Source organism: Microvirga sp. M2 (assembly GCF_047497095.1).
Lineage (GTDB): Bacteria > Pseudomonadota > Alphaproteobacteria > Rhizobiales > Beijerinckiaceae > Microvirga.
Window position 1 is genome coordinate 224,638 of sequence record NZ_CP134065.1, and the last position, 24,280, is coordinate 248,917.

Below are 24,280 nucleotides of genomic sequence, written 5' to 3' on the forward strand. Positions count from 1 at the left end.
GTTTTCGAAATGGTCAGTCCATTCCGAGAAGGTGATAAATACGCTTAGTATAGGTGCCGAACTGCTCCGTTGTTTTGACTTCGAGCGTGCGTGGCAATGGCAGCACAATGTCGAAATAATCCGCCATGCGAGCCGGCCCAGCCGTTAAAACCGCACAGCGTGAGCCGAGGAATACAGCCTCCTGAATGGAGTGCGTCACGAAGATGATCGTCTTCGAGCTTTTCTGCCATATCCGCAGCATCTCAAGGTTCATCTTCTCGCGGGTGAGGGCATCGAGCGCCCCGAAAGGTTCATCCATCAATATGAGTTTGGGATCGTGCACCAGAGCTCGCGCGATGGATGCGCGCTGCTGCATGCCCCCCGACAGCTCATACGGATACTTGTTTTCGAAGCCCTGCAGCCCGACCATATTGAGCAGGTCACGAGCGCGTTCCTTCGCTTCCCGGTTGGGAAGGCCGAGAATTTCCGCAGGCAGGATCACGTTCTCCAGAATGGTTCTCCATTTCAGCAGGAGCGCCTGCTGGAAGACCATGCCCACGTCGCGTCCCGGCGTGAAGGTAGAGGCGCTCGTCCCGATCCTTACCTCGCCGTCGTCGGCATCGTGAAGCCCGGCGAGAATCCTGAGGAGGGTGCTCTTGCCGCATCCGCTTGGGCCGACAAGGGAAACCATGTCTCCTTCCGCGATGTCCATCGTCACATCGGACACAGCGACGAATTCGTGCCCTCCTGTGCGGTAGACTTTGCGCACGTTGCGCAGGCGGATCATCGGATCGGCTTCGTTCCCGATCTGCGTCGGGTCCGGTGCAAGAGCGCTCATCATGCAAGCCACCTGTGCAGGTTCTCAGCAACGAAGGAATCGTCCGACAGGTCGGCATGGTCGCGGCTCACCCGGTCGATTTCCTCCAATTGTCCGGGGCTCAGACCCTCGTGCGGATCGATGCACCAGATGCCTTCGAGCAGGCCCTGGCGGCGCAGGATCTCATGGCAGCCGGCGATGCAACCATGAAAGTCATGAGCGACGTCGAAGAAGGCCGAGTTGCAATCGGTCACTCGGGCATCGAGCGCGAGGATCTCCGGTGAGAGGGGGCCCGCTTCGACGGCCTTTTGAAGCTGATCCAGCATCCGGACGGCGTTGCGCGTCCAGACGGACCAATGGCCGAGAAGGCCGCCCTTGAAGCGGACCGTGACGGGCATTCCGTCGCGAATGGCGGTGAACGGCGTCACGAGATCGAGCACGATGTGATCGTCGTTTCCCGTGTACAACGTCACACGCTCCTCGGCACGCGCCGCCACCACACCTCGCACCACGTCCAAGGTCCGATAGCGGTTGAAGGGTGCTACCTTGATCGCAATGACGTTCTCGATCGCGGCGAACTGTTCCCAGAACGCTGCATCCAACGACATGCCGCCGACGGCAGGCTGCAGGTAGAAGCCGACGAGGGGAATTTCCTCGGCGACGCAGCGGCAATGGGCGATGATCTCGTCGGTGCTCGCCCCCTTGAGGGCGGAGAGGCTCAGCAATCCTGCGTGGTAGCCGAGACGAACGGCGGTCTGCGCCTCTGTGACGGCCTGCTCGGTCTTGCCGCAGATGCCGGCTACCATCACGAGCGGGCGGTCCGCCCATGCCTTGCTGTCTTCCATGGCGGCGGCGAGAATCGGCTCATAGAGGCCAATCTCGCGGATGGCGAACTGGGTCGTGTGCACGCCCACCGCAAGGCCTCCGACACCTGAATCGACGTAGTAGCGGGTCAGCGCCCGCTGCCGTTGACGGTCGAACCGACGCTCGGCGTCAAGAGCCAGGGGATGCGCCGGGATGGCGACGCCCCTGCGGATCATGCTGAGAATCGCCGGTGGAAGTTGGGAGTGGTGCAGGGCCATGCGGGTCGTCCTCTCAGCAGGCGGAATGATTAGCCGAATTCGGGTCCGACGGCTGCAAAGAGCCGGCGGGGATCACCGAACGGTGTCGAACGGTTCTGCGCCATGCGCAGGAATGGCCGTTGGATCGAAAAACCTCTGTCCTTCAACACACGCGCGAGCTCCGGGTGAGTGTCAATCACGTCGATGAAGACAGGGCCATCGACCAGATCGAGCGCGGCCTCGAGAAGTTCTCCGGCCTTCATCTCGGACCGGGCGATGACGGGCCCCAGCTGCGTCGCCAGCCTTCCGGGCCGGGCCAGCACGCAGCCTAATCCGTCGTCCGTCGCGAGAGCGAGCCGTGGCGCTCTCCGAAGCAGAGAAGTCAGCAGGGCAGGGCGCTCGGCTCCGAAGGCCATGGCATCGGATGCGACGAGAGCCGCCACGTCGCTTTCGCGCAGCGGCCTTGTTCCCGGACGCATCCTGCCCGTGTTGCCGCCTTGTCCCTGCCAGCGCGACAGGCCGAAGTGAGACTCGAAGCCCAGGGGGCGATAGACGGTTTCCCCGGCAGGCGTCGCGTCCAGAACCGGCACAAGGCCTTTGCTCCGCACCTCCTGCATGCAGGCCCGGAGGATGCGTGTGCCGAGCCCCTGCCGCCGGTGCGAGGCGGCGACCAGGACCATGCCGATCCACGCGAACCCGCCCGGATAAGGAAGGGTCGCCCCCGTGGCGACGGGCTGCCCGCCGTCGCCCAGCAGGGCGAAGACCTTGCCGTGCCCGATGAAGAAGGACCAATCATCCGGAAGCTGGTTCCAGCCGGCTTCCCCTGACAGGGCCATGCAGCCCTCGATCAGGCCTTCATCAATCGGTTGTAGGCGGAGGTCCTCAATAGGCGCCATCGCGGGTCTCGAAATGCGTTGGCTTGCCGAGGCTCGGACGATCGCGGGCGACCCACTCGGCGACCCAGTCGATCATGCGATTGAGCGGAACGGAGGGATAGCCGAACAGCCCGGAGGCCTGCGCCGTGTTCACGAGCCAGGCGGTTGGTGCTTCCTGGCCGACGATCTGGGGCGTCTTTCCGAGGCGCTCGCCGAAGGCCTTCGCGAGCCAGCGGATGGACGTGGTTTCGGGACCAGACACGTTGATCGGGCTCGTCGGGTTCGTCGCATGGCGCAGGCACCGCAGGGCCTGGGCATTCGCATCACCCTGCCAGATGACGTTGACATGGCCCATGGTGACGTCCACCGGCTCGTTGTCGCGAACCTTCTGGGCCACGTCGAACAGGACGCCATAGCGAAGATCGATGGCGTAGCTCAGGCGGAACAGCCGGCCAGGTGTTTTGTAGATCTGGGAGAAGTGCTCGAAGATCCGCTCGCGGCCGATGCAGGAGAAGGCATACTCGCCCGGCGGGTTCAGGACGCTGTCCTCCGTCGCTCCCTGGCTGCCGATGCCGACGAACGGGTACACGCAGGCGGTCGAAAACGCGACGATTCGCGACTCGCGGAAAGCTTCGGCTACAAGCCCGGGCACATGGACGTTCATGGCCCAGGTGAGGGCCTGGTTGCCCTGAGCGCCGAACTTGCGCCCGGCCATGAAGATCACGTTGCGCGTCTTCGGCAGGCTTTCGACTGCGGCGCGATCCGTGAGATCGCAGGAGATCGTCTCGATGCCATGGGCTTCGAGGCTGTCGCGCAAGCCCGGTTCGCTGAAGCGGGCCACGCCGATCACCCGCTTGTCGGGCGCCGCATTGCGGGCGAGGCGCGCAAGGGTAGGGCCCATCTTGCCGCCGACGCCCAGGATCATGATGTCGCCGTCGATGGCCGCCAGATCCCTTGCCAGCGCGCGCGTCGGTACTGCCATGAAGGCATCCACGTCTTCAGGGGTATCGAATCCCGTGGGCCAGGAGCCGTCTTCAAGCCAAGCAGTCATTTCATCCTCGCGTCTTTGGGAACCCACAGGTGCTCCATCACCATGACGATGAGGTACAGCGCGATGCCGAGGAGCGTGAGCAGAACGACGGCCATGAACATGGCGGGCGTGTCGAGCGAGGCCTGGACCTGGATCATCAGGTAGCCGAGGCCGCGCTCGGAGGCGATGAACTCGCCGACGACCGCGCCGGCAACGGCCAGGATGGCCGCGACCTTCATGCCGGAAAAGATGTAGGGCAGGGAGCCCGGAAGCTGGATGTAGCGGAAGGCCTGCCAGCGCGAGCCCTTGAGGGAGCGCACAAGGTCGAGAATGTCCGGCTCCACTTCGTTCAGGCCGCGCACCGTCGTGAGAAGGATCGGGAAGAAGCAGAGCGTGAACGTAATCAGGATGTTCGTGCTGATGCCGTAGCTGAACCAGACGATCACGAGGGGTCCAAGCGCCACCTTCGGGATCATGTTGAGCGTCACCAGCAGGGGGAATACCAGCAGCGTCAGGATCCGCGACCAGGAGAACAGGAGCGCGAGAACGACGCCGAGCACCACGGACAGGGCGTAGCCGCCGAATATCTCGGCTGCGGTCACCAGCGTGTTCTCGACCCAGCTGTAATTGGGCTTTGCCAGGGAGGCGAGGATCGCCGTCGGTGCAGGCAGGATGAAGGAGGGGACCGGGAAGATAGTGACGATCGCCTGCCAGAGGACGATGATCCCGATGTGGACGGCGGCGATGGTGAGCCACCTCCGGCCGGTTGCGGACGCGAACTTGCTGGGAGCAGGCTCAACCCGGGCCGTGGCAGTCTGGACGCTGCTCGTCATGAGAAGCTTCTCCCGTTTCCGTCAGGGTAAGGAAGGCTAGCTCACCCCAAGCCACTAATCAACTATCTGGTTGGTTGATAATCTGCGACTATGGTTGGAGCGGACGAAGCGCTCCGAGGGCGAACTCGATGACGTGGCGGCGGCGGACTGCTACGGCTTTCGTATCGCCGAGATTCGTGCCGAAGATCGCTGACAGTGTCCGGTTGTTAGAGAAGAAGAAATACGACAGCCCGGCGATGGAAATGTAGAGGTTGATCGGGTCGATATCGTCCCGGAACACCCCTTCCCGAACGCCCCGCTGCAGGGCGTCCCGGATGAGCTCGACGAGCGGCAGATGCATGCTCTGAACCTCCCGGAGACCATCCAGGTGCATGGCGCCATAGCGGTTCTCATCATTGAGGAGCGCGATGAATTCTGGATGTTCCGCAAGATAATCGAACGAGAAGCCGACGAGGCTCTCCATGGCCCTCACAGGGGGAAGATCGGAAAGATTCAGGGCGCGCTCACGCGCACGGATCCGGCCATAGACCTCTTCGAGGGAGGCCCGGAAAAGATCATCCTTGTTGCCGAAATAATGATACACCATCTGCTTGTTGACGCCGGCGCGGCGCGCGATCTCGTCGACACGGGCTCCCGCGGGGCCCTTGGCGGCGAACTCGGCAATGGCTGCGGTGAGCAGGGCCTGACGAGAGGCCTGAGGATCGCGCTTGCCGGTACGTGCCGTATTGTCTTCGGAATAAGGGGTAAGATCAGCCATCGGGGCCCTCTACGCAAGTATCAACCAACCAGTTAATTGATAGTTGATCTAGGTTGGCTCGAAAGGCTAGTCTTTTTCTAGTTCCGGCACCAGGACGGGCCGGAGACCTAGAGGGACAACAATCATGATCAAACTTGCGTCCGCCGCCCTTGCCGCCGCTGCGCTTCTGGCTCCGGTCGGCGCCTTGGGAAAAGAGAAGGTCAACCTGGTTCTCAACTGGGTCCCGACCGCCGACCATGCTCCGTATTATTATGCGAAGGCGCAGGGATGGTACGACGAGGCCAATATCGATCTGACGATCGAAACCGGAAAGGGATCCGGCGTGTCGGCCCAGCGGGTCGGTGCCGGAACCTCCGAAATCGGCATCTCGGATCTCGCAACCTCGCTCCTCGCCCGCGGCAAAGGTGCCAAGCTCGTGGCGGTCATGGCCGTCTATGCCAATTCCCCTCAAGGCTTCTACTGGCTCAAGAGCACCGGCATCGGCGGTCCGAAGGATTTTCCCGGCAAGAAGATCGGCAACCCGCCCGGTGACGCGTCCCGCATCATGTGGCCAGCCTTCGCCAAGCAGGTCGGAATCGACCCCGGCTCGGTCAGCTTCGTCAATGTGAGCCCGCAGGCCAAGGTGCCGTCCCTCAAGAGCCGCGCCATCGACATCACGAGCGATTTCTACAACGAGCACGATCTCAAGGTGCGCGAGTTCGGCGACGATCTCAGCTTCCTCGCCTGGCGCGACATCGGCATCAATCCTTACGGCAATTCCATCATCGTCAACGCCGACTATCTTGAGAAGAAGCGCGACGTGGTGAAGGCCTTCACCCACGTGAGCCAGAAGGCGTTCGCGGCCTGCGTGCAGGACGTCGCGCCTTGCCTCAAGGCCCTGATGGCCAGCGTCAGTGGTCTCGATGAGGCCAACCAGCGCGATCAGTGGAATCGGATTAAGGAACTGATGCGCGATCCGACGACGACATCGACCGCCCTCGGAGCCTTCGACGACCAGCGGGTGAAGAACGACTTCGAGATGGTGAAGACCTATTTCGGCCTCGAGCAGCCCTTCGAAGCCTCCACGGCTTACACCAACGAGTTTCTCGATACTTCGATCAAGATGACAGCAAAGTAGGCACTCGATCGATACACTTTGCCAGAACACGACAGACGATTAGCCGATTTCGTGGCTGACGCAGTCACATCAGCGTGAGCCTGGCTTCGTACTTGTACACAGCGTTTGGTTGCACTTCCGGCGTTCGTTGCGCATAGTAGCGGCGTGATGTTGCAACCGGCGTCATAAAAGCGCCCTGACAGTGAGCTCCGCACGGCTAACCCTGTCAGGGCGTTGTCATATGTGAGCACCTTGCTGTCATCGGCGGGAAGCCTAACTTCATCGTGTGGTTTCTCTCCCTTGGACCACCGACGCCTTGGCCGAGGTTTTAAGACAGCATCTCGGCCAAGGCGTCTTTATATGTCGGCTCAGGCTAATGCCGATCGACCATATCTCGCCGCGTGATCAGGCGTTGAATGTAGAGCTCGACAAACTGAGCAGAGCACCTGTTTCACTGGAATCGGGATTACTTGATCCGAACGGCCCAACATCGAGAACTGGAGGGCTTGGGCTAAAGGCCGGCGGCTGAGCAGAAACCATATTGCGGGTTCAAGGTTGTCTCCCCCTTCCTCTGCCATGTACGAAAGACAAGCGTCCGCAATCCCTTACATGCGTGGGGTTTTATGATTGTTCGCCGCCGTTTCCTTCTCACCCCATCCTTCGCCCGTCTGATCCGGCGCGAAAGGGGTGGGCTGCGCCACGTCGAAGGCTTCTTTCCCGAGCAGCGCGATCGCTCGTCCTGGGTTCGCCTCGAAGAGGACAGAGGCCTGCTGATTCTCAAGACGCTCGGCACTGACGGGGAGATTGAGGACCAGACCGAGATCCCAGTGGGCCATGCTCACGCGCTGCTCGACGTCTGCGCCCGCGAGGTCGACTACACCCGAACGGCCCTGCCGATCGGCGAGGCGCACGCCTTCGTCGACGAGATTGTCCGTCCTCGTGTCCTGCACCTGGTCACTGTAGAATTCCTATCTGAAGTAGAGGCGAGCGCCTTTCGCCCGCTGGAATGGTTCGGGCGGGAGGTGACGAAAGATCGGCGCTACACCCACCAGTCCATCGCGCTTCGAGGGCTTGATGACACTCCTGAGATCCCGCTGTCCGATGCGGCGCTCAACAGCCTGATCGATACCCTGGAAGACCGCTTCCCTGTTCAGGCGCGGATGGCCATCGACACAAAGGCCAAGCAGGTGTCGGTGACCAGGGCCAAGGCACAAACCAGTGCTGAAGTTGTCCAAGTTAACCTCGACGAGATCGAGCAGGCCATGATGCGCGAGATGGAGAAGACGCTCCAGAAGGGCAAATCCGAGTAAGGGACGAGACCTGCCTGATGCTCGATGCCCGCTCGCCCATAAAGCACCACTTGGTGCTCTATCGGCGCGACCCGGAGCAGGGCAGGGCACGCTTCTTCAGCCTGATGATTGAACGCGACCTGTTCGGGACGATCCGGCTGGTGCGGAATTGGGGAGCAGTCGGCTCCAAGGGCCAGGAGAAGGTCGACATCTACCAGGATGAGGCCGCAGCCGCTCAAGCGCTTGCTGGCTTGGCTGAGACCCAGCGGCAGAAGGGCTACACGGACCTATGATCTAACGCCATAACGTCTAAGATCATCGCTCGCCGTGCCGGTTAAGCCGATTGAGGCTGTTTGCCCGTCATCGCCTCGATAGTCTCGAAGCTTCTCGTGAGCGCCCGCCAAAGGCTGCCGATCTCCTCCGATCCAGCCGACCCGACGCTGAACTCGTTAATACCCGCTCCATGGGCCAAGGAGAGCGACAATTCAGGACGGTGGGTGATCTGGCCCGCCCACGTCGGAACGTCGAGCGCCTGCATTGCCCCTCGTGCGTCTGCAACCATCGGATCCTCCGAGCCATTCTTGGACGGCGCAGCGTTGATCACCACGGCATAGGGCTTCTTGAGTTGTCGGCAGAACTGGATTGTGGCCTGAACGGCATCGACATCGAACAGCCCCGGACGCATTGGTATCACGACAAGATCGGCGTGCCAGATCGCCTCGGCCACTGGGGCTTCCGCGTTCGGCGGCGTGTCAATCAGGACCCATTCGGCCCCGGCGCGGCGCGCCTTCGCCAGGGTAGCCGCGAGATGCTTGGTGCCACCGTGGAGCGGAAGATCCCGCGACCCCCGAACCCGGTGCCAAAGGCTCAAGGATCCCTGCGGGTCCGCGTCAATCAGGAGTGTCGGCCGAGCATTCTCGGCCATATAGCTCCCGAGATGCGCGGCAAGGGTGCTTTTTCCGGAACCTCCCTTGCGGGACGCAAACACCACGACATTCATGCCAATTCCCCCAGTCTTGATCAGGCCATCTATCGTCGCGCGGGTATGGTTAACGGAGCCTTATCGCTGGGCGGACAGCAACACGCCCTCACCGAGGGGGGCGTGACAGACCTCCGGCTGAGGGCGGTTAGAGCGCCGGCCGAGGAAATCGGGCGGATCCTCAGCCAGGACATATCCGGTTCAAGGAGGCTGAAACCGCACAAGCCGACCTTGACCGTTCAACCGTGGCAATTTTAGGGGCCGCGTTCCCGAGATATCCTCATCGTAACTTTTGATGCGCGCCGGACCGATCTCATGCCAGAGGGTTTGTGCCGCCATCTTGCGGAGCGACAGCAGACTTCTTGTCAAAACCCTCCTTATGCGAATCACGGATGTAGCCGGGTGGATTCTAATCTGAAGTGCGAAAGGCGTTACAGAGTAATGCTTCGCACGAGGACCTTGGATGAATCCACCCTACACTCACCTGAGCCTGGATGAGCGCCGCGAACTGTTTCGACTGCGCTCCGCCAAGATCCCAATGCGGGTCATTGCCCAACGTCTGAACCGCCATCCTTCAACGCTCTATCGTGAGATCAGGCGGAATTGGTTTCAGGATGAGGAGCCGCTGTACCGCGGCTACTTTCATGTCGCCGCCCACGCGATGGCGCACGGCCGGCGCGCTCGCCTGGGCAAGCTTGCCCGCCAGCCGGCTTTGGCCGCCTATGTGGTCGAGCGGCTGCAGGCCGCTTGGTCTCCAGAGCAGATTGCCGGGCGGTTGCAGATCGAGCCTGAAGGCCCGGGCAGCGTCACGCACGAGACGATCTATGCGTTCGTCTACAGCCCGCATGGCAAGGCTCTTGGGCTGTTCCGGCATCTGCCCATGGCCCGCCACCGCCGCCGAACCCGATACGCCCGCAAGCCGCGAGGCCTCACCATTCCGCTTGAGAACACCATCGAGCTGCGTCCGCCTGAAATTGGCGCACGCACGAGCTTTGGGCATTGGGAGGGCGACCTGATCGCGTTCCGACAGGACTTCGGCAAGGCCAACTTGACCTCACTGGTCGAGCGTCAGAGCCGCTACACGATCCTGACCCGCAATCCGGACCGGAATGCAACGGGAGTGGTGGCAGGGGTGATTGGCAAGCTGAAGGCCCTGCCCGCCTTGGCCCGGCAATCAGTGACCTTCGATCGTGGTACTGAATTCGCCCGCTACCCGCTGCTCAAGAGCAAGCTCGGGATGGACAGCTACTTCTGCAAGCCGCAGGCCCCCTGGCAGAAAGGCACGGTCGAGAACACCAATGGCCGGGTTCGACGCTTTCTGTCACGGGATACGGACATTGCCGCTTTGCCTGAGGAGGCTCTGCTTGAGATCTGCGATCGGCTCAATTCGACCCCGCGCAAATGCTTGGGCTATCGCATGCCCAAAGAGGTTCTGATGACCTCATTGGATTCGGGGCTGCCGAGGCCGTGCAACCCTGACCAGCCCCGCCCCGGCAGCCCCTGACCGACAGTGGCCCCATGACACTTCAACCGTCGCACTTCGGCTTGATTCCACAGCGCAAAGTTAAAATGTCCCACCGTGGCAAACTAGGAATGTCACACTCCCCTGAACGGACGTGCATGGGAGTGTGGCATGGGCTGGGTGGAGATGAGCGAACGAGAACTTCGCCGCGCTGAGGTGCTGGCATCGGTTTTTGCAGGCCGCCTAACGATGACCGCGGCGGCCGGTCTCATGGGCGGCACCCGGCGCCAGGCGCATCGGCTCGCCCGCCAGTTTGCCGAGCATGGTGCGGCCGGTCTGCGGCACCGGGCCCGCGGACGGCCGTCCAATCGACGGCTGGGGCCGCATGTCCGGCAGTTGGCCATCGCCTACGTCACGGAGAATTACCGCGACTTTGGACCGACCTTCGCATGCCAGATGCTTCTGGAGCGCCACGACCTGAGGGTCTCGCGGGAGACGCTGCGCACATGGATGCGCGAGGAAGGCCTCTGGTTGTCGCGCAAGCAGCGGCGTCAGCTGCATCAGCCGCGTTTGCGCCGCGATCATTTTGGCGAGTTGGTGCAGATCGACGGCAGCGAGCACCGCTGGTTCGAGGATCGTGGCCCGCGATGCACGCTGATCGTCTTCATCGATGACGCCACCAGCCGCTTGGTGGCGCTGCGGTTTGTCCCATCCGAAAGCGCTTTGGCGTATTTCGAGACGTTGAAGAGCTATCTGATCAGCCACGGGCGGCCCCTCGCCTTCTATTCCGACAAACACTCGATCTTTCGCGTGTCGAAGGCGCAGGCTCAGGGCGGTCAAGGCCTGACCCAGTTCGGGCGTGCGCTGAGTGAGCTGGGGATCGAGATCCTGTGCGCGAACTCGAGCCAGGCCAAAGGGCGGGTGGAACGGGTCAACCGCACGCTGCAGGACCGGTTGGTGAAGGAGCTCCGGCTCGAGGGGATCTCGACGCTCGATGCGGCGAACGCCTACCTTCCAGCCTTTGTGGCGCGCTTCAACGAGCGGTTTGCCATCACTCCCGCGCGATCGGAGGATCTGCATCGTCCGCTGGAGCATGCCCCAGCCCAACTCGATGCAATTCTGGCCTGGCGTGAGCAGCGCTATGTCACGCAGCAACTGGCGCTCTCCTATGACCGCCAGCGGATTATTCTGGACGAGACGCCGCTGAGTGCGGGATTGGCCGGCAAGTACGTTGAGATTTTCGAATTCCCTGACGGAAGGCTCGAGGTGCGCCGGCAAGGCATCGCCCTGCCGTATCGCCAGTTCGATAAACACCAGCGGGTCACCCAGGCGGCGATTGTCGAGAACAAACGGCTTTCGGAAGCTCTGGCCTGGGTGAAAGCTCGCCAGGATGAGCTCAGGCCCGTGCGCCCCAAGACGAACAGCGAAGCGGGCGGCTATGTTGCCCGACCGAAAGGGCGCCGCGGCCGGATGTCCTTCACCGACCGGCACATCGCGGCCAAGAACGCCAATCCCACTGCCTCTGCCGCGGCTGCTGCGATCGGTGAAGTCTCCGCAGCCCCGGCAGAGGCTCCGTAGAGCCCTGGGACATTTCTACTTTGCCAAAACCTGAGACATTTCAATCTGGTTGCAACACCTGTAGGTCACTTGGTCATGTCAACGACGTGATCGACATACCCCCTTGGGGCGCTTGGCGCCTGTCCCTGACAGTCATACCATCAGGTGTCAACGACGCGGATGACGGCCCATGCACCTGCAGCGCATCGTTCTCCCGAGCGGCCACGTCACTTGGACCGCCTATGACGGTGACGCTGTCGTCACCGAGATCCGCGAGTTCGTCATCTATCTGGAGGCGCGCCATCACGCCCCGAGCACCGTTGCTCACTATGCCCGGCACGTGGTCCGGCTCGGCAACTATCTCGCGGCCATGGGCAAGGGCTTCCGGGAGATCGCTCCCTTGGACCTCGACCGCTTCATTCCCGCGGTGATCCGTCATGGCCCGATCCTGGATCTGAAGACTGCCCTGACCATCATCCCGCTGCGCCCGGAGCCGGTGGACGTTTCCACCAGCCTGCACAACCAGATCCTGTTTGCGATCAAGGCCTTCTACACCTTTCTGGACATGCGCCACGCTGCGCTGATCTTTGGCGCCGGCGAGCAGCCGCGCACCTATCATCCCGACGCCTACAAGCCTTTCCTAGCCCACATCATGCAGCGGAAGGCGCGGCGCCACACCGAGAGCCGGTCGGGCCACAAGGCCAAGGCGGCATCCGCCAAGCGGGCCGTCGACCACCGGCTGACGCCCGAGCAGGTCCTGAAGATCATCGAGGCGGCCAGCCTCATGCGCGATGCCTTCCTGGTGGTGCTCCTGTACACGACCGGCATCCGGATCGGCGAGGCGCGGGGCCTGCTGCACGAGGACGTCCGGTTGGAGGAGAACGTCATCTGGATCACGCCCCGCCTTCACGAGAACCATGCGCGCGTCAAAAACGGCAAGGCACGGCCGATCCCGGTGCTCGACTTCGTGATGACGATGTATGAGGACTATGTCGCCAGCGACGAATACCTTCCGGCCTTCGAGACCGGAACGAATTATGTGTTCTGCAATATCACCAAGGCGCAAATCGGGCGCGGGCTGACCGAGAGCAACGTCTACGACATTCAAAAGCGGCTGGTCCGGAACTCGGGCATTGCGTTCACCTGGCACATGTTCCGCCATACCCATGCCAGCGAGGCGATCGCTCAAGGCTATAGCCTGCTCGATGTTGCTGACCGCCTCGGGCATGCCAGCCCACAGACGACCAATGCCATCTACAAGCACCTGTTCAATGCCGAGTACAAGAAGCTGCAGCTCAAGAACCACACGGAGGTCGAAGAGCGCCTGAATGACTTGAGGCGTATCGGCCTGGCGGAGGAGAAACTCAAATGGCTCTGAAGCTCGCCCGAAGCTGCAATCCGGAAGTCGCCTATCTTGGGAGCCTGCGGGCCTTTCTGACCTCCCTGCACCCTGCCCTGCTCGAGCGTGACCTGTGGGGCTTCCATACGCTTCGGGAATGCTTCGGGATCGACGCCGGATCCGCGTTATACGCGCCGGACGGTTATGGCGAGGCGAGGCACGCTCAAATCCTCCGCGACGCTCGGGAGCTTGAAGCACAGAGCAGCCGCACGGGCAGAGATAAAGCTGGAAGATGCGGCCGGAGCCTGGGTCGGCCAGCATCAACTGTGCGACAACGCGGTCAAACGCTGCCCGATGAGTTGCTGGGTGGCATCGGCTTCGACTTCGCCGATGTGCCGGAGTTCTATAAGACGGAGCTCAAAGCGTTTTTTGCCTGGCGCCTGTCACGCCCACAGAGCCGGCACTACCTCTGGTACACGCGCGCGGTCCAGTTAATCCCGTTCTGTGCTGACCTTGCATCCACTCAAGCACTCGCGGTCCGCCATCTGATTGACTTCAGGCACCCTGTCGAGAGCGGCTCAGGTGGCAGCACACCCCTTCGGGGCCTGTTTGAGAATTGGCTGGCAGGGAAGTTATATTCGGTTCGTCCCACGAAGCGCAAATGGCGCAGAGCCGCGACGATCCAAGAGACAGCCTATGGACCCACGAACAGTGCAGTGGCCAATGTCTTGGTGTTCACTCTCATCATCTTGCGCGAGAAAGCCAAGCCAGTGGAGGCCAGGGACCTGGTTCTCCTGGAGGATGTTTATCCTGCCGATGAAGTGCCGGTGACGAGGTCCAAAGCACCCTCTATCAGCTTCTTCCGCATTCAACTTCCATGGCTGCGCAACGTGGCACGGCGCTATATCCTCAACAAAATTGAGCACAAGGAACTCTCTCCCGGCAGCCTCTCCCAGTACGTCGGTCGTCTCAGTCAGATTGAGACATGCCTGTACAGCATTCATCCTTCTCCTCGCCCCGAACACATCAATCAGGAGTTCATTGATCATACATTCCTGTCATGGGGCAACGACAAGGGGTTTATCGGGCAGAACTGGTATACGGATCCACTCAACATGCTTCAGTGGGCATCCGCCTACCTCCCGGAATACCGCTGGCGCCGCCTCGTCTTCGATAAGAGAAACGTTCGCAGGGTTCGCAGCTATCATCCCCGGATGCATGAATATGAGCGCAATCTCGAAGACGCGATGGTGCCCGAGGAGGTCATTGAGCAGATCTTCCTGAAGTTCGACTCCCTGCCAGTTGTCTGCAAACGTCTACTGATCATCGCCCGCTACACGGGCATGCGGTCCATCGACCTGCATGCCCTTGCGTTCGACTGCCTGGCCCCAGATCCGGACGACGCCGACTTCATGCTGCTGACCTTCTACCAGTCCAAGGTCAAGCGCTGGAACACCAAGCCGCTCCACAAGAACGATGCTGCCCATGCTCTGGTCATCCAGGCCATTCAGGAGCAGCAGGACGACGTCCGGAGTACATGGAATCTCGAAACAACGTATCTGTTCCCGAACAGGCTTGGCGATGCCGAGGTCAGCCTCAGTCGTGCGCACACCCGGGACGTGATCGCGAAGTGGATCATCCGTCAGGGCATTCGTGACAAGGACGGCAGCATTTACAAGTTCGGTTGGCATGACCTGCGCCATTTTTACGGCACCGAGCTGGCGTTGGCCGGCTATGATATCATGATGATCCAGATGGAACTGGGCCATGCCTCGGCCGATATGAGCCTGATCTATGTCAACCAGCGTCTGAAGCTGAAGAAGAAAGCCATCCTCGAGAAGGGTGGCGGCAAGTTCATCTCCATCAAGGGTGAGGTCGACGACAAGGTCGCCGAACTGGCCCTGCGCAAGGATGCCACTCTGGCGGTTGACGTCCCAGGCGGCCTCTGCTCGCTCCCGGGCCAGGTCGGCGAATGGTGCGAGCACAACGGAGCCTGCTTCACGTGCACATACTTCCGGGCCGATATCGGGCAGTTGCCGTTCTTCGAGAAGGAAATGCGCACCATGGCTACCAGCCTCACCCGCCTCAAAGGCGAGGTGGAAGGCTTTGAACAGGACGGCCATCGGCGTATGGCTGACATCGGTCGCAAGCGGATGGAGCGGACCCAGCAGGGGCTTGCGAACGTCAAGACCATCATCAAGACGATCAAGGCAGATGGGACCTTCAGTGGCCAGGCTCGAAAATACCAGCGGCCTGCTTGGGGCGGCGCAGCAGCGGAGTGTGACCAAGCGGCGTGCAGTCGAGGAGATCCTGGGCGCCATGCGCCGGAACGGTGAGGTCATCTCGTTCAAGACCGTCGCCGAGCGCGCCAACGTCAGCCGCGAGTATCTTTACCGCCAGTTCAAGGAGGTCATCCAGCAACTTCGCACGACGGCGCTTCAGCAGGTTGTGACGATCGATGGTGAGGAGGTCCGGGTTCGCTCGGCCGGCCGTGCCGCAACGATCGAGATCGCGCTGCGCAACAAGATCAAGCGGCTGGAATTGGAGCTGGCCGAGGTGCGTCAGCAGAAGATGGAGTTGAATCGCCGCTATGAGCGCGCGCTCGGCGAGGCAGAGGAATGGCGCAGCCGACACCAGCGCAGCGTGACTGAACTTCTTGAGGTACGGAGCCGATTGACAAGTTATGGGTCGTCATGAGCCATGACGGGCGAAGCCGTCATGGCATGGACACCCAAGCCGCCAGCACGCGGAGCGGTCAAGAAGGCCCGCAGGGCCCCGCCAGAGGCGGCAGGCCGCAGGCCTGTTCTTGACAGCGAGCATGGTGGTGGCATCTCGATCACGGTACCCATGGATGACGTGTCAATCAAGTCTAAGCACCTGTTGTTCCTAAAGATTTACAGAACACCTCCAGGTAAATGCGAAATATTATTATAATGTCTTGATGGATGTTATTCAGGCCCCTTCCTGTGATCAAACACCCACGGATTGATCATGATCCGTCTCGCTGCATAAATGAGAGCCCTGGACGCACTCGGGATGCCACATGGCCTCACGGCAGACTCTGAACGCGAAGAACCTCGAGGCGCTCGGAGCCGAGCGCCTCGCTGAGTTGTTGATCGAAGTTAGCCGGGGCAATGCGGCAGCCCAACGCCGTCTGCGGCTGGAACTGGCCGGCGCCGCCAGCCCTGCCGACATGGCACAGGAGATCCGCAAGCGTTTGACAGCCATTGCTCGATCGCGCTCCTTCGTCGATTGGCAGCACCGCAAGGCCCTTGTCGCCGATCTTGAGACCCAGAGACAGGTCATCAGTCAGGTCGTCAAAGTTGATGCAGCTGAAGCGCTGGAACTCCTTTGGCGCTTCATGGCCCTGGCCAATTCGATCTTCAATCGCTGTGACGACAGCAGTGGAAGCGTAATGGCTGTCTTTCAGGCTGCCTGCCGTGATCTGGGTGACATTGCCAACGCAGCGAATGCTGCCCCCAATGTGCTCGCCGAGCAGGTTTACCGGGCGCTGATCGAGAACGAGTATGGTCAGTACGATGCCCTGATCGAGGTTCTGGCCCCGGCTCTTGGCCCCGCAGGGCTCGACCACCTCAAGCAACTCATCCTCCAGCTGTCCCAGGAGCCGCGACAGAAGCCTCGCGCCGAGGACCGGAAGGTCGTCGGCTGGGGTACGGGTGGTCCCTTGTACGCCGATGACCTAGCCGAGCGCCATTGCAGCAGCGTTGTTCGGCTGGCGCTGGAGGCGATTGCGGATGCGCAGGGTGATGTGGACGCCTTCATCGCCCAGCAAAGTGAGAAGGCTCGAGGCGTTCCGAGTGTTGCTGTGGAGATCGCGCAACGGCTCTTAGGCGCAGGCCGCGCCGAGGAGGCTTGGACTGCCATCAATGCTGTCGATCAAGATCGACCGGGCTGGATCCCTGTCGAATGGGAGCAGACGCGCATCGAGGTTCTCGAGACTCTCGGACGAGCCGATGAGGCGCAGGCGTTTCGCTGGACCTGCTTCGAGCGCTCGCTCAACCCGGACCATCTGCGCTCCTATCTCAAGCGCCTGCCCGACTTTGAGGATCTTGAGGCGGAGGAGCGCGCCATCGCCCATGTGCTGAGCCATCCGAATGTGCATCATGTATTGGGTTTTCTGGTGACTTGGCCGGCGCTGGACCAAGCCGCGCACCTCGTGCTCGCCCGTGCCGACGAACTCAATGGTGACTTCTACGAGATCCTGGCGCCGGCCGCGGCTGCGCTGGAGGCAAAACATCCTCTTGCGGCCACTCTTCTTCGCCGGGCCTTGATTGACTTTACCCTGGAGCGGACCCGAACCAAGCGCTACCAACATGCCGCTCGCCACCTCGAGGAGTGCGAAAACCTTGCTGACCAGATCGGGGATTTCGGCAGGTTCGAGGCTCATGACGTCTACGTGAGACGCCTCAAAGCCGAACATGGCCGCAAAAGTTCGTTCTGGAGCCTGGTCGTGTGAGGGGGTGCGAAATCAGGGTCTGAAACGGCCGTATGGGGCGATGCTTGACGCAGAAACGCAGCTTTGCTCAGGTCTTCACCAGAGTTCGCGAGAAGAATAGCCCATGAGCCCATCGTCACAATGGACCCTCTTCATCGCCCGCCCCGGACGAGATCGGCAGCACGTCATTCGGGATCCTCGAGGCGAGCCACGGATCATCTTTGGCGAAGACGATGGTACGCGGATCAACGATCACCTCGCGAGATACATCGTCGAGAGCCTGAATGCGGGTCTCGAGGTAGAAGACCCTAATCCGGATGAAGGCTGGTTCCTGGACAGCCCGAGAGACGGTGACGAGCAGGACCCCGCCATTCTGATTTGTGACCCTGATTTCGAGCCTCGGCTCGAAATCCTCGACACGGACAGCCCTGAAGTGGATCAGGCGCTGGGCCGAAAGGTTGTGGCTCTGATCAATAGCTATTTCATGCGGAACGAGGCTTCACATCCAAGTGCTTCCTCTGCTGGCTCCCCAACATAAAAACAGCAACCCAGATCCAAACGTTGAACGGTGGAGCACATAGGGACCACTTTGCAAGGCAACCATGTCTTGGCTCCTATCGCAAACTTCTTGTCAAAAGCTCTCACTATGTTATACCATATTTATGCTAAGATGATGAACCCGCCCTATGGGAGTGGCGCTCCCGGAGAATGAGCTTATTTAAGCCTGCTTACATCAGGAGACGGTTTAATTAAGCAAAAGGCCGATTGCTTAATTAGCAACTTCCCGCGATGGTTCGGCTATGATCGAAGCTGATTCCCCCAACCTGCGGCTTGGCCGCTGTGTCGAGACCCCTGTTGCCGGAGAAACGGTGCGCGCGTTCGTACCACCGCCGCTTCCGCCCAATCCGCCAATCGACATCCTTCCGCTTCTTGAGCGGCTCAGTCTAGCCGAGCGTGCTCTCGGCCGCCTTGATGGAGTCACCATGCTCCTGCCCCGCCAAGAACTCTTCCTTTACATGTATGTCCGCAAGGAAGCCGTGCTCTCGTCGCAGATCGAAGGCACCCAGTCGACCCTGTCCGATCTGTTGCGGTTCGAAACCGAAGCCCAAGCGGGCCAACCCATCGATGATATTCGTGAGGTCTCGAACTATGTCGACGCAATGATGTTCGGGCTTGAGCGCCTCACAGATTTACCGCTCTCCCTGCGCCTCATCCGTGAAATGCAGGCCCGTCTCCTCCAGAGCGGTCGCGGCGGCACCAAGAGCCCGGGGGAGTTTCGGCGGTCCCAGAACTGGATCGGTGGCACGCGCCCGGGCAACGCCCTCTTCGTCCCTCCTCCCGTCACGGAGCTCGACGCTTGCCTTAGTGCTCTTGAGCAATTCATGCATGAGGATCGCTCCAAGCTCCCAGCTCTCATCAAGGCGGGCCTTCTGCACGTTCAGTTCGAGACCATCCATCCGTTCCTGGACGGCAATGGCCGTATCGGACGCCTGCTTGTCACCTTGTTCCTCTGTGTCCATGGCGTACTTCGAAAGCCACTGCTCTACCTCAGCCTGTACCTAAAGACCCATAGGGCAGACTACTACCGTCTCCTCCAGGAGGTTCGGGAGCATGGCGCTTGGGAGGCTTGGCTCGAGTTCTTCCTCGACGGGGTTGCCGAGACCGCCAATCAGGCTTTTGCGGCGGCAACGCAGATTGTGGAGCTCTTCAAGCAAGATCGTGAGCTGATTACGGCGCAAAGCGAACGCGCGGGCTCGGTCTTGCGCGTCCACGAGTTTCTTCAGCAGAACCCGTTTGTGACAGCGAATTTGCTCGTCAGCCAGACGGGTCTCACCGCACCTACGATCAACGCGGCGCTCGCCGATCTCGAACGACTGGGCATCGTCGAGGAGGTTACCGGACGTCGACGTGGACGTGTTTTTAGCTACCGTCGGTATCTTGCCATCCTCAATGAAGGGACGGATCCGCCGCCCCCATCTGGGTAGCCTCTGAACCGAACAATCGCCGATCTCCTTGTCTTCTCCTCTCTGTGCTTCGGGGTGACCTCGGGTTCTCAGCTTGCGCAGCTGCGGCAAACTAATCCCAACCGGGATCATTGTAGGGATGAGCTCCAGGAAACGCGCTTCTTCAGAAAATCAGTGAAGGCGCTGCATGGGTTGAGCGAAATCGGTGTGGACGGGCTCCGTCTCGCTCCACCTCCTCGCGCGCTTATGTCCGAGACGGTTGAGAGAGGCCTGTCAAGCCGCCTCAATCGCGCCGACCTCACGCCCCTTGCGGCCCTCCACGATCGCAACACGGACTGCCTGTCCTGGCGTCAACGCGCCAAGGCCCGCTCGCTCCACAACGGAGATGTGAAGGAACAGGTCCTTGCTCTCACCTTCAACGGTGACGAAGCCAAAGCCCTTCGCCAGGTCGAACCACTTGACCACACCCGGTATCGTCGGTGCGGCCAGTTCCGGACGAGCGATGCCGTGCCGCGCGTTGCCGCCCGAGTGGCCTGCCCTGCTCGGAGATCCACGCCGCGGCGGTTCAGGCGCGGCCGTGCTGGCGTCAACGCTGAGGATGTTCATCACTTGCGGGCCCTTCTGACCTGTGCCAACCGTCACCACCAGCGTCGTGCCGGACTCCAGAGCTGAATGGCCAGCGGCCTCAACCTGCCTGATGTGCAGAAAGGCCTCTCCGGAGCCGTCGGTTAGGTCAACGAAGCCAAACCCTTTTTCCGGATTGAACCATTTGACCCGAGCCTCAGTCTCGCTGCCCGAACTGAAAGAGGTCCCCTGCTGGCGCGCCGGTGGCGCATACGATGGGGAAGGAGCGTAGTCGCCCCAGGAATCTGTGGGTTGAGCGCCGAACTGACGTCGACGATCACGATGTTCATTGCCCCGGCCCATCAGGAGCATCCTCTGTCTTGCATACGGAACACATTAACGTGCGGAACACAGGCGTACCGCCCCTCCCCTTCCCGCGCAAGACGATGATGGCCCCGACGAGGCATCCGAAGCGCTCAACTGAGTTCCAGCATCCCTTCACACCTTTAACACCTTCAATCGAGGGGTGTGCAACGACAATTTTCATGTCCGGGTAGCGTCAACTACGATGACCGACTTTTTCGTGTGGGCTTAGGCTGGTGCAGGCGGCGCCGGACATTGGGCTTGAGGGCGTTCCTGACGTCCTTGTCGGTGAGCGCCAGATCGAACCACTCCGGATCGAAGTGGCCGCCGCACCAGATCCGGGTCTCAGTGTGCTCAAGATCGTTCGGGTCGGCCATGATGGCGAGAAAGCGCTCATAGCTACTCACGCCACCCACGTCCTCCGGCGGTCTGGCACGGGCTCCTGCGATGCAGGCCCCCAAACGAGGAGGCGCATCGAGAGCCAGCAGCTTCTCGATCTCCACGGTGTGCAGCCAGCTGTCCCCGAAGTCATAGAGATAGCTAAAGCAGGTGCCCGGCTCCCGGTCGAAGTCGCGCAACCGCACCTCACGCTCGTCGAACACCCGCGCGTCATCCTCGAAAGCCCCGTCCTCGAGCAGCTCCGGATCGCCATAGCGCAGGCCACCAATGCGGAACTCGTGCAGGTGATAATCCCACCAGTTGAACGCCGCCTGGATCGCAAGGTGCAACTGCCCCAGGTGCCAGGTCCACGGCACCACCAGCCGCCGCCACACGGGCGGGTCGATCTCGGCCAGCGTGATCTTGATCTGGAGGGCGTTGGGATCTTTCCAGGACATGCCCCAGTGGACCTGTCACCGGGGGCGGCGTCAACTAGCCGGACGCGTCCGACGACAATTAGACAGCGGCGCTCTTGGCCTCCGTCGCGGTTCGGCGCCGGTAGCTCTCGGTGTTGAGTTCCAGAATGGTGGCGTGGTGGACCAAACGGTCGATCGCCGCGACCGTCATGGCGGGATCCGGGAAGATCTGATTCCAGGTGCTGAAGGGCTGATTGCAGGTTGTGATCAGAGAGCGTCGTTCATAACGCTCGGCGATCAGCTCGAACAGGACGCTCGTTTCCGCCTGATCTTTACGCACGTAGCCGAGGTCATCGAGGATCAGGCAATCGAAGCGGTCGAGTTTGGCCAGGGTCGCCGGCAGGCTCAGATCGCGCCGGGCGGCCTGCAGCTTCTGGACCAGGTCGGTGGTGCGCGTGAACAACACCCGTTGGCCGGCCTCGATCAGGGCCGTGCCGATCGCCGCGGCGAGGTGCGTCTTGCCGGTCCCAGAGGGGCCGAACAGCAAAATGTTGGCGCCCTGATCGAGCCAGGCATCCCCGTCCGCCAGAGCCAGGACCTGCGCCTTGCGCAGGCTCGGCACCGCGGCGAAGTCGAAGGTCGCAAAGGTCTTGCCGGGGGGCAGGTCGGCCTCGGCGAGATGGCGGGCAATGCGTCGACTGTGTCGCTCATGGATCTCGTGCTCGCACAGGGCCGCCAGGAAGCGAGCCGATCCCCAGCCCTCCGCATCGGCCCGGGCACCGATCTCCTGCCAGAGCCGCGAGATGGTCGGCAGACGCAAGGTGGTGAGCAGGACCGGCAACTTCGCCGTGTCGACCGGCGGCGCGGCGGATGAGGATCGGGTCATGGTGCGGCCCCTTCTGAAGCGGCGATGGGATCGACAGGGATCAGGCAGTCATAGACGCTCGGATCCGGCGCCCTCACATGAACCACCGGCGCCTGGACGTTCAACGGCCCGGCCACGAGGGCCCGGGCCTGATCGAGATCCGGGAGCCCGCCGCCGGCGAGGACGCTCGCGAGATGATCGGCCAGCTGGGCCTCGCAGGCGTGCGTGGCGGCCAGATGCAGCAGGCCGACATAGACCCGGCACGCCTGTCTTGGATCGAGCCTGGCATCAAGCACCTCCCAGGCCCGTCGGAAGGCAGTCTGCGGGAACAGATCCTCCCGGAATACCGAGTGCCGGAAGGCCTGCGGCTTCTTCACGAGAGCATGGACCAGATGGCGGTAATCGACGACGCGGACACCGGGACCGCCGCGTTTGAAGTAGCGGCGGGGGACGGTCAGCACCGGGCTCAGGCCGAGATGGCAGACAAGACGATCATCGTAGATATGCACCTTGAGCCGACAGCCGACGAGGCGCGAGGGCACGGTGTAAAGGACATTGCGCACCGAGATCGTGCCGGAGCGTGTGACGGTGACCGTCGCCACCGAGTAGTCGCTGGTGCGAAAGCGCGGCAGAGGAGCCAGCGCCTTGCGCTCGATGGCAAGCGCCGCCTGCACGGCTGCGTTCTTGCGCATGGCGAAGTCCTGCAGAAAGGCCTGGTAGGCCTCCAGGTCCGAGAAGTCTTTCGAGCCGCGCAAGTCGAGAGCTTCGCGCAGCCCGAGCTTGAGATGGCCATGGGCGGCTTCGACCGATCCGTTCTCGTGGGCGATGCCGGCATTGTTGCGGGTGGGCTGCAGACCATAATGGTTGCAGAACGCGGCATAGGCCTTGGCCTCGTCCTCGCGATCAATGAGATTGCGGTAGGCGGCCGAGAGCCGGTCGGTGCGATGCTCGCGCGGGACGCCGCCGAGCTGCCAGAGCGCCTCCTGCAGGCCTTCGGTGAGAGCCGTGAAGCTCTCGCCGCCGCAGATGGCTTTGATGAAGCGCCAGCCGGAATAGGCGAGCCAGAAATGATAGAGCAGATGGGGAAAGGGTCGGCCGGCGATGGTCACGCCGAGCTTGGCGCCATTGGTAAAATCCGAGAGGGCCTGCCGACCGGGCGGATGCTCCTGTCGGAAGATCAGCTCACGCTCCGGTCCCTCGGTGGCGCGCCAATGGGCCACCCGGCGCTGCAGCGAGCGCAGATGGCCGTCGCCATAGCGCCCTGGATGCAGCCGTTGCAACTCTTCCAGCAAAGTGGTGGCCCGGATCTGGGGCGCGGCCTCCAGCATCGGCACGAGTTCGTCGCGCCAGACTTCGGCGAACGGATCCGGACGCGTCCGGTAGCGCCGGCCCTCGCGCTGGCTGGGAAGAACCGGGTCGGCTTCGATGCGCCGACCGGTGCGCTCGCTGAAGCCGGCCCGTGCCGCCGCGGCGGCCTGAGAATATCCGTCCTTGCGTGAACTCATATAGCGCCTGACCTGGCGGTCGGTGACGTGCATGCCCGGCATCAACCTTCTCCCGCAATCGCGGGAAAGATTGATGCATCTCACACCTAACCGGCCATCTCTGTCGTCATCAGGCGGCCATCATAGTTGGCGTCGTACAGAGGGGCGCGGTTCGGGTCCAACTACAACGGCAGGACCGTCACGACCACCTGATGGCGACGATTGTAGACCAGCCTCACACGCGGCGAGGCATTTAGATTACGGCGGAAGAGCTTGGCGACGCCCATGACGCGCGCATGCTGCTTCCAGTACGGGTTGGCAAAGGCAACGCGGTACTTCCGCTCGATCCGCTCCACGAGATCGATCAGGGCCTCCGGTTCGTAGTCGTCGAGCTTGTAGCGCTCGCCGAAGCGCCGGAGAGCGTGACTCGTCCAGTGGCGCCTGAGCACGGCCAGGAATTCTTTGGGAGCGCTGGCATCCATCATCGTCAGAGACCGGCATGAAGTCACAGCCTGATCTGGCATGATAGCTGCTCGTGTTAGGCTTGGAAGGGCCTCTATTCTGTGCCCGTTGCTTGGGTGAGGTGGATCCCAGTCCAACGGGTTGGAATTTACTAGGGCAGATGCTAAGCCCCTGCCCTTCCCGGCCTCTTTCTTGTCTGGGCGGCGAGATCAGGACCCTGGGTCCTTCCGCCTCGAACACCTCATTTTCACCAA

General features: G+C 61.7%; 23 protein-coding genes. 11 read left to right on the forward strand and 12 right to left on the reverse strand.

The window, feature by feature from the left end; translation table 11 throughout:
• Positions 1-13: 13 nt before the first annotated feature.
• The 6 genes from RE429_RS29695 to RE429_RS29720 form a co-directional block, all read right to left on the reverse strand.
• A complete protein-coding gene (locus RE429_RS29695; RefSeq protein WP_414476402.1) occupies positions 14-820 on the reverse strand; it encodes an ABC transporter ATP-binding protein in 807 nt (268 codons plus the stop codon).
• Positions 817-1,878 carry a dihydrodipicolinate synthase family protein gene (locus tag RE429_RS29700; protein WP_414476404.1) on the reverse strand — a complete coding sequence of 354 codons (1,062 nt, stop codon included), beginning with the start codon at positions 1,876-1,878 and terminating at the stop codon, positions 817-819. The genes RE429_RS29695 and RE429_RS29700 overlap by 4 nt, the downstream gene beginning before the upstream one ends.
• Before the next feature lie 29 nt (positions 1,879-1,907).
• The gene (locus tag RE429_RS29705; RefSeq protein ID WP_414476406.1) at positions 1,908-2,693 is read right to left on the reverse strand and encodes a GNAT family N-acetyltransferase; all 786 of its coding nucleotides are present in this window, start codon (positions 2,691-2,693) and stop codon (positions 1,908-1,910) included.
• A 46-nt stretch (positions 2,694-2,739) separates the two neighbouring features.
• On the reverse strand, positions 2,740-3,783 hold the full coding sequence (locus tag RE429_RS29710) for an NAD-dependent epimerase/dehydratase family protein (protein ID WP_414476407.1): 1,044 nt from the start codon (positions 3,781-3,783) through the stop codon (positions 2,740-2,742).
• Entirely contained in the window at positions 3,780-4,595 is an 816-nt protein-coding gene (locus RE429_RS29715) for an ABC transporter permease (RefSeq protein ID WP_414476408.1), read from the reverse strand. The genes RE429_RS29710 and RE429_RS29715 overlap by 4 nt, the downstream gene beginning before the upstream one ends.
• An 88-nt stretch (positions 4,596-4,683) precedes the next feature.
• Entirely contained in the window at positions 4,684-5,352 is a 669-nt protein-coding gene (locus RE429_RS29720; RefSeq protein ID WP_414476410.1) for a TetR/AcrR family transcriptional regulator, read from the reverse strand.
• Positions 5,353-5,476: 124 nt separating this feature from the next.
• On the opposite strand from RE429_RS29720, the gene RE429_RS29725 reads away from it, so the two are divergent.
• The 3 genes from RE429_RS29725 (at position 5,477) to RE429_RS29735 (ending at position 8,030) form a co-directional block, all read left to right on the forward strand.
• Complete coding sequence (locus RE429_RS29725) at positions 5,477-6,469, forward strand: ABC transporter substrate-binding protein (protein ID WP_414476411.1); 993 nt, start codon at positions 5,477-5,479, stop codon at positions 6,467-6,469.
• Between the two features lie 602 nt (positions 6,470-7,071).
• On the forward strand, positions 7,072-7,758 hold the full coding sequence (locus tag RE429_RS29730; protein ID WP_414476412.1) for a hypothetical protein: 687 nt from the start codon (positions 7,072-7,074) through the stop codon (positions 7,756-7,758).
• Between the two features lie 17 nt (positions 7,759-7,775).
• Complete coding sequence (locus tag RE429_RS29735; protein WP_414476414.1) at positions 7,776-8,030, forward strand: WGR domain-containing protein; 255 nt, start codon at positions 7,776-7,778, stop codon at positions 8,028-8,030.
• 41 nt (positions 8,031-8,071) lie between these two features.
• Here the strand turns inward: RE429_RS29735 and RE429_RS29740 are convergent, their stop codons facing one another.
• On the reverse strand, positions 8,072-8,737 hold the full coding sequence (locus RE429_RS29740; protein ID WP_414476415.1) for an AAA family ATPase: 666 nt from the start codon (positions 8,735-8,737) through the stop codon (positions 8,072-8,074).
• Positions 8,738-9,179: 442 nt separating this feature from the next.
• Between RE429_RS29740 and RE429_RS29745 the strand changes: the two genes are divergently transcribed.
• The 8 genes from RE429_RS29745 to RE429_RS29780 all read left to right on the forward strand — a co-directional run bounded on the left by RE429_RS29745 (position 9,180) and on the right by RE429_RS29780 (position 19,515).
• On the forward strand, positions 9,180-10,220 hold the full coding sequence (locus RE429_RS29745; RefSeq protein ID WP_414470981.1) for an IS30 family transposase: 1,041 nt from the start codon (positions 9,180-9,182) through the stop codon (positions 10,218-10,220).
• A gap of 129 nt (positions 10,221-10,349) precedes the next feature.
• Positions 10,350-11,756 (forward strand): ISNCY family transposase, encoded by a 1,407-nt coding sequence (locus RE429_RS29750; protein WP_414476416.1) that lies wholly within the window; start codon positions 10,350-10,352, stop codon positions 11,754-11,756.
• Positions 11,757-11,925: 169 nt separating this feature from the next.
• Positions 11,926-13,113 carry a tyrosine-type recombinase/integrase gene (locus RE429_RS29755; RefSeq protein ID WP_414476417.1) on the forward strand — a complete coding sequence of 396 codons (1,188 nt, stop codon included), beginning with the start codon at positions 11,926-11,928 and terminating at the stop codon, positions 13,111-13,113.
• The gene (locus RE429_RS29760; protein WP_414476418.1) at positions 13,104-15,410 is read left to right on the forward strand and encodes a tyrosine-type recombinase/integrase; all 2,307 of its coding nucleotides are present in this window, start codon (positions 13,104-13,106) and stop codon (positions 15,408-15,410) included. The genes RE429_RS29755 and RE429_RS29760 overlap by 10 nt, the downstream gene beginning before the upstream one ends.
• On the forward strand, positions 15,355-15,771 hold the full coding sequence (locus RE429_RS29765) for a hypothetical protein (protein ID WP_414476419.1): 417 nt from the start codon (positions 15,355-15,357) through the stop codon (positions 15,769-15,771). Before RE429_RS29760 ends, RE429_RS29765 begins: the two co-directional genes overlap by 56 nt.
• Before the next feature lie 346 nt (positions 15,772-16,117).
• Entirely contained in the window at positions 16,118-17,551 is a 1,434-nt protein-coding gene (locus RE429_RS29770; RefSeq protein WP_414476420.1) for a DUF6880 family protein, read from the forward strand.
• A gap of 103 nt (positions 17,552-17,654) precedes the next feature.
• Positions 17,655-18,068, forward strand: a complete 414-nt coding sequence (locus tag RE429_RS29775) for a hypothetical protein (RefSeq protein ID WP_414476421.1) — start codon at positions 17,655-17,657, stop codon at positions 18,066-18,068.
• A 262-nt stretch (positions 18,069-18,330) separates the two neighbouring features.
• Positions 18,331-19,515 carry a Fic family protein gene (locus tag RE429_RS29780; RefSeq protein WP_414476422.1) on the forward strand — a complete coding sequence of 395 codons (1,185 nt, stop codon included), beginning with the start codon at positions 18,331-18,333 and terminating at the stop codon, positions 19,513-19,515.
• A gap of 252 nt (positions 19,516-19,767) precedes the next feature.
• Here the strand turns inward: RE429_RS29780 and RE429_RS29785 are convergent, their stop codons facing one another.
• The 5 genes from RE429_RS29785 to RE429_RS29805 all read right to left on the reverse strand — a co-directional run bounded on the left by RE429_RS29785 (position 19,768) and on the right by RE429_RS29805 (position 24,088).
• Positions 19,768-20,421: a cold-shock protein gene (locus RE429_RS29785; protein ID WP_414476423.1), complete on the reverse strand. Its 654-nt coding sequence runs from the start codon at positions 20,419-20,421 to the stop codon at positions 19,768-19,770.
• Between the two features lie 200 nt (positions 20,422-20,621).
• Positions 20,622-21,257 (reverse strand): plasmid pRiA4b ORF-3 family protein, encoded by a 636-nt coding sequence (locus RE429_RS29790; RefSeq protein WP_414471407.1) that lies wholly within the window; start codon positions 21,255-21,257, stop codon positions 20,622-20,624.
• 58 nt (positions 21,258-21,315) lie between these two features.
• On the reverse strand, positions 21,316-22,101 hold the full coding sequence (istB, locus tag RE429_RS29795) for an IS21-like element helper ATPase IstB (RefSeq protein ID WP_414471408.1): 786 nt from the start codon (positions 22,099-22,101) through the stop codon (positions 21,316-21,318).
• Positions 22,098-23,627, reverse strand: coding sequence for an IS21 family transposase (gene istA / locus RE429_RS29800; RefSeq protein WP_414471409.1), 1,530 nt, complete (start codon positions 23,625-23,627; stop codon positions 22,098-22,100). The genes istB and istA overlap by 4 nt, the downstream gene beginning before the upstream one ends.
• A 119-nt stretch (positions 23,628-23,746) precedes the next feature.
• Complete coding sequence (locus tag RE429_RS29805; protein WP_414476424.1) at positions 23,747-24,088, reverse strand: hypothetical protein; 342 nt, start codon at positions 24,086-24,088, stop codon at positions 23,747-23,749.
• Positions 24,089-24,280: the final 192 nt, after the last annotated feature.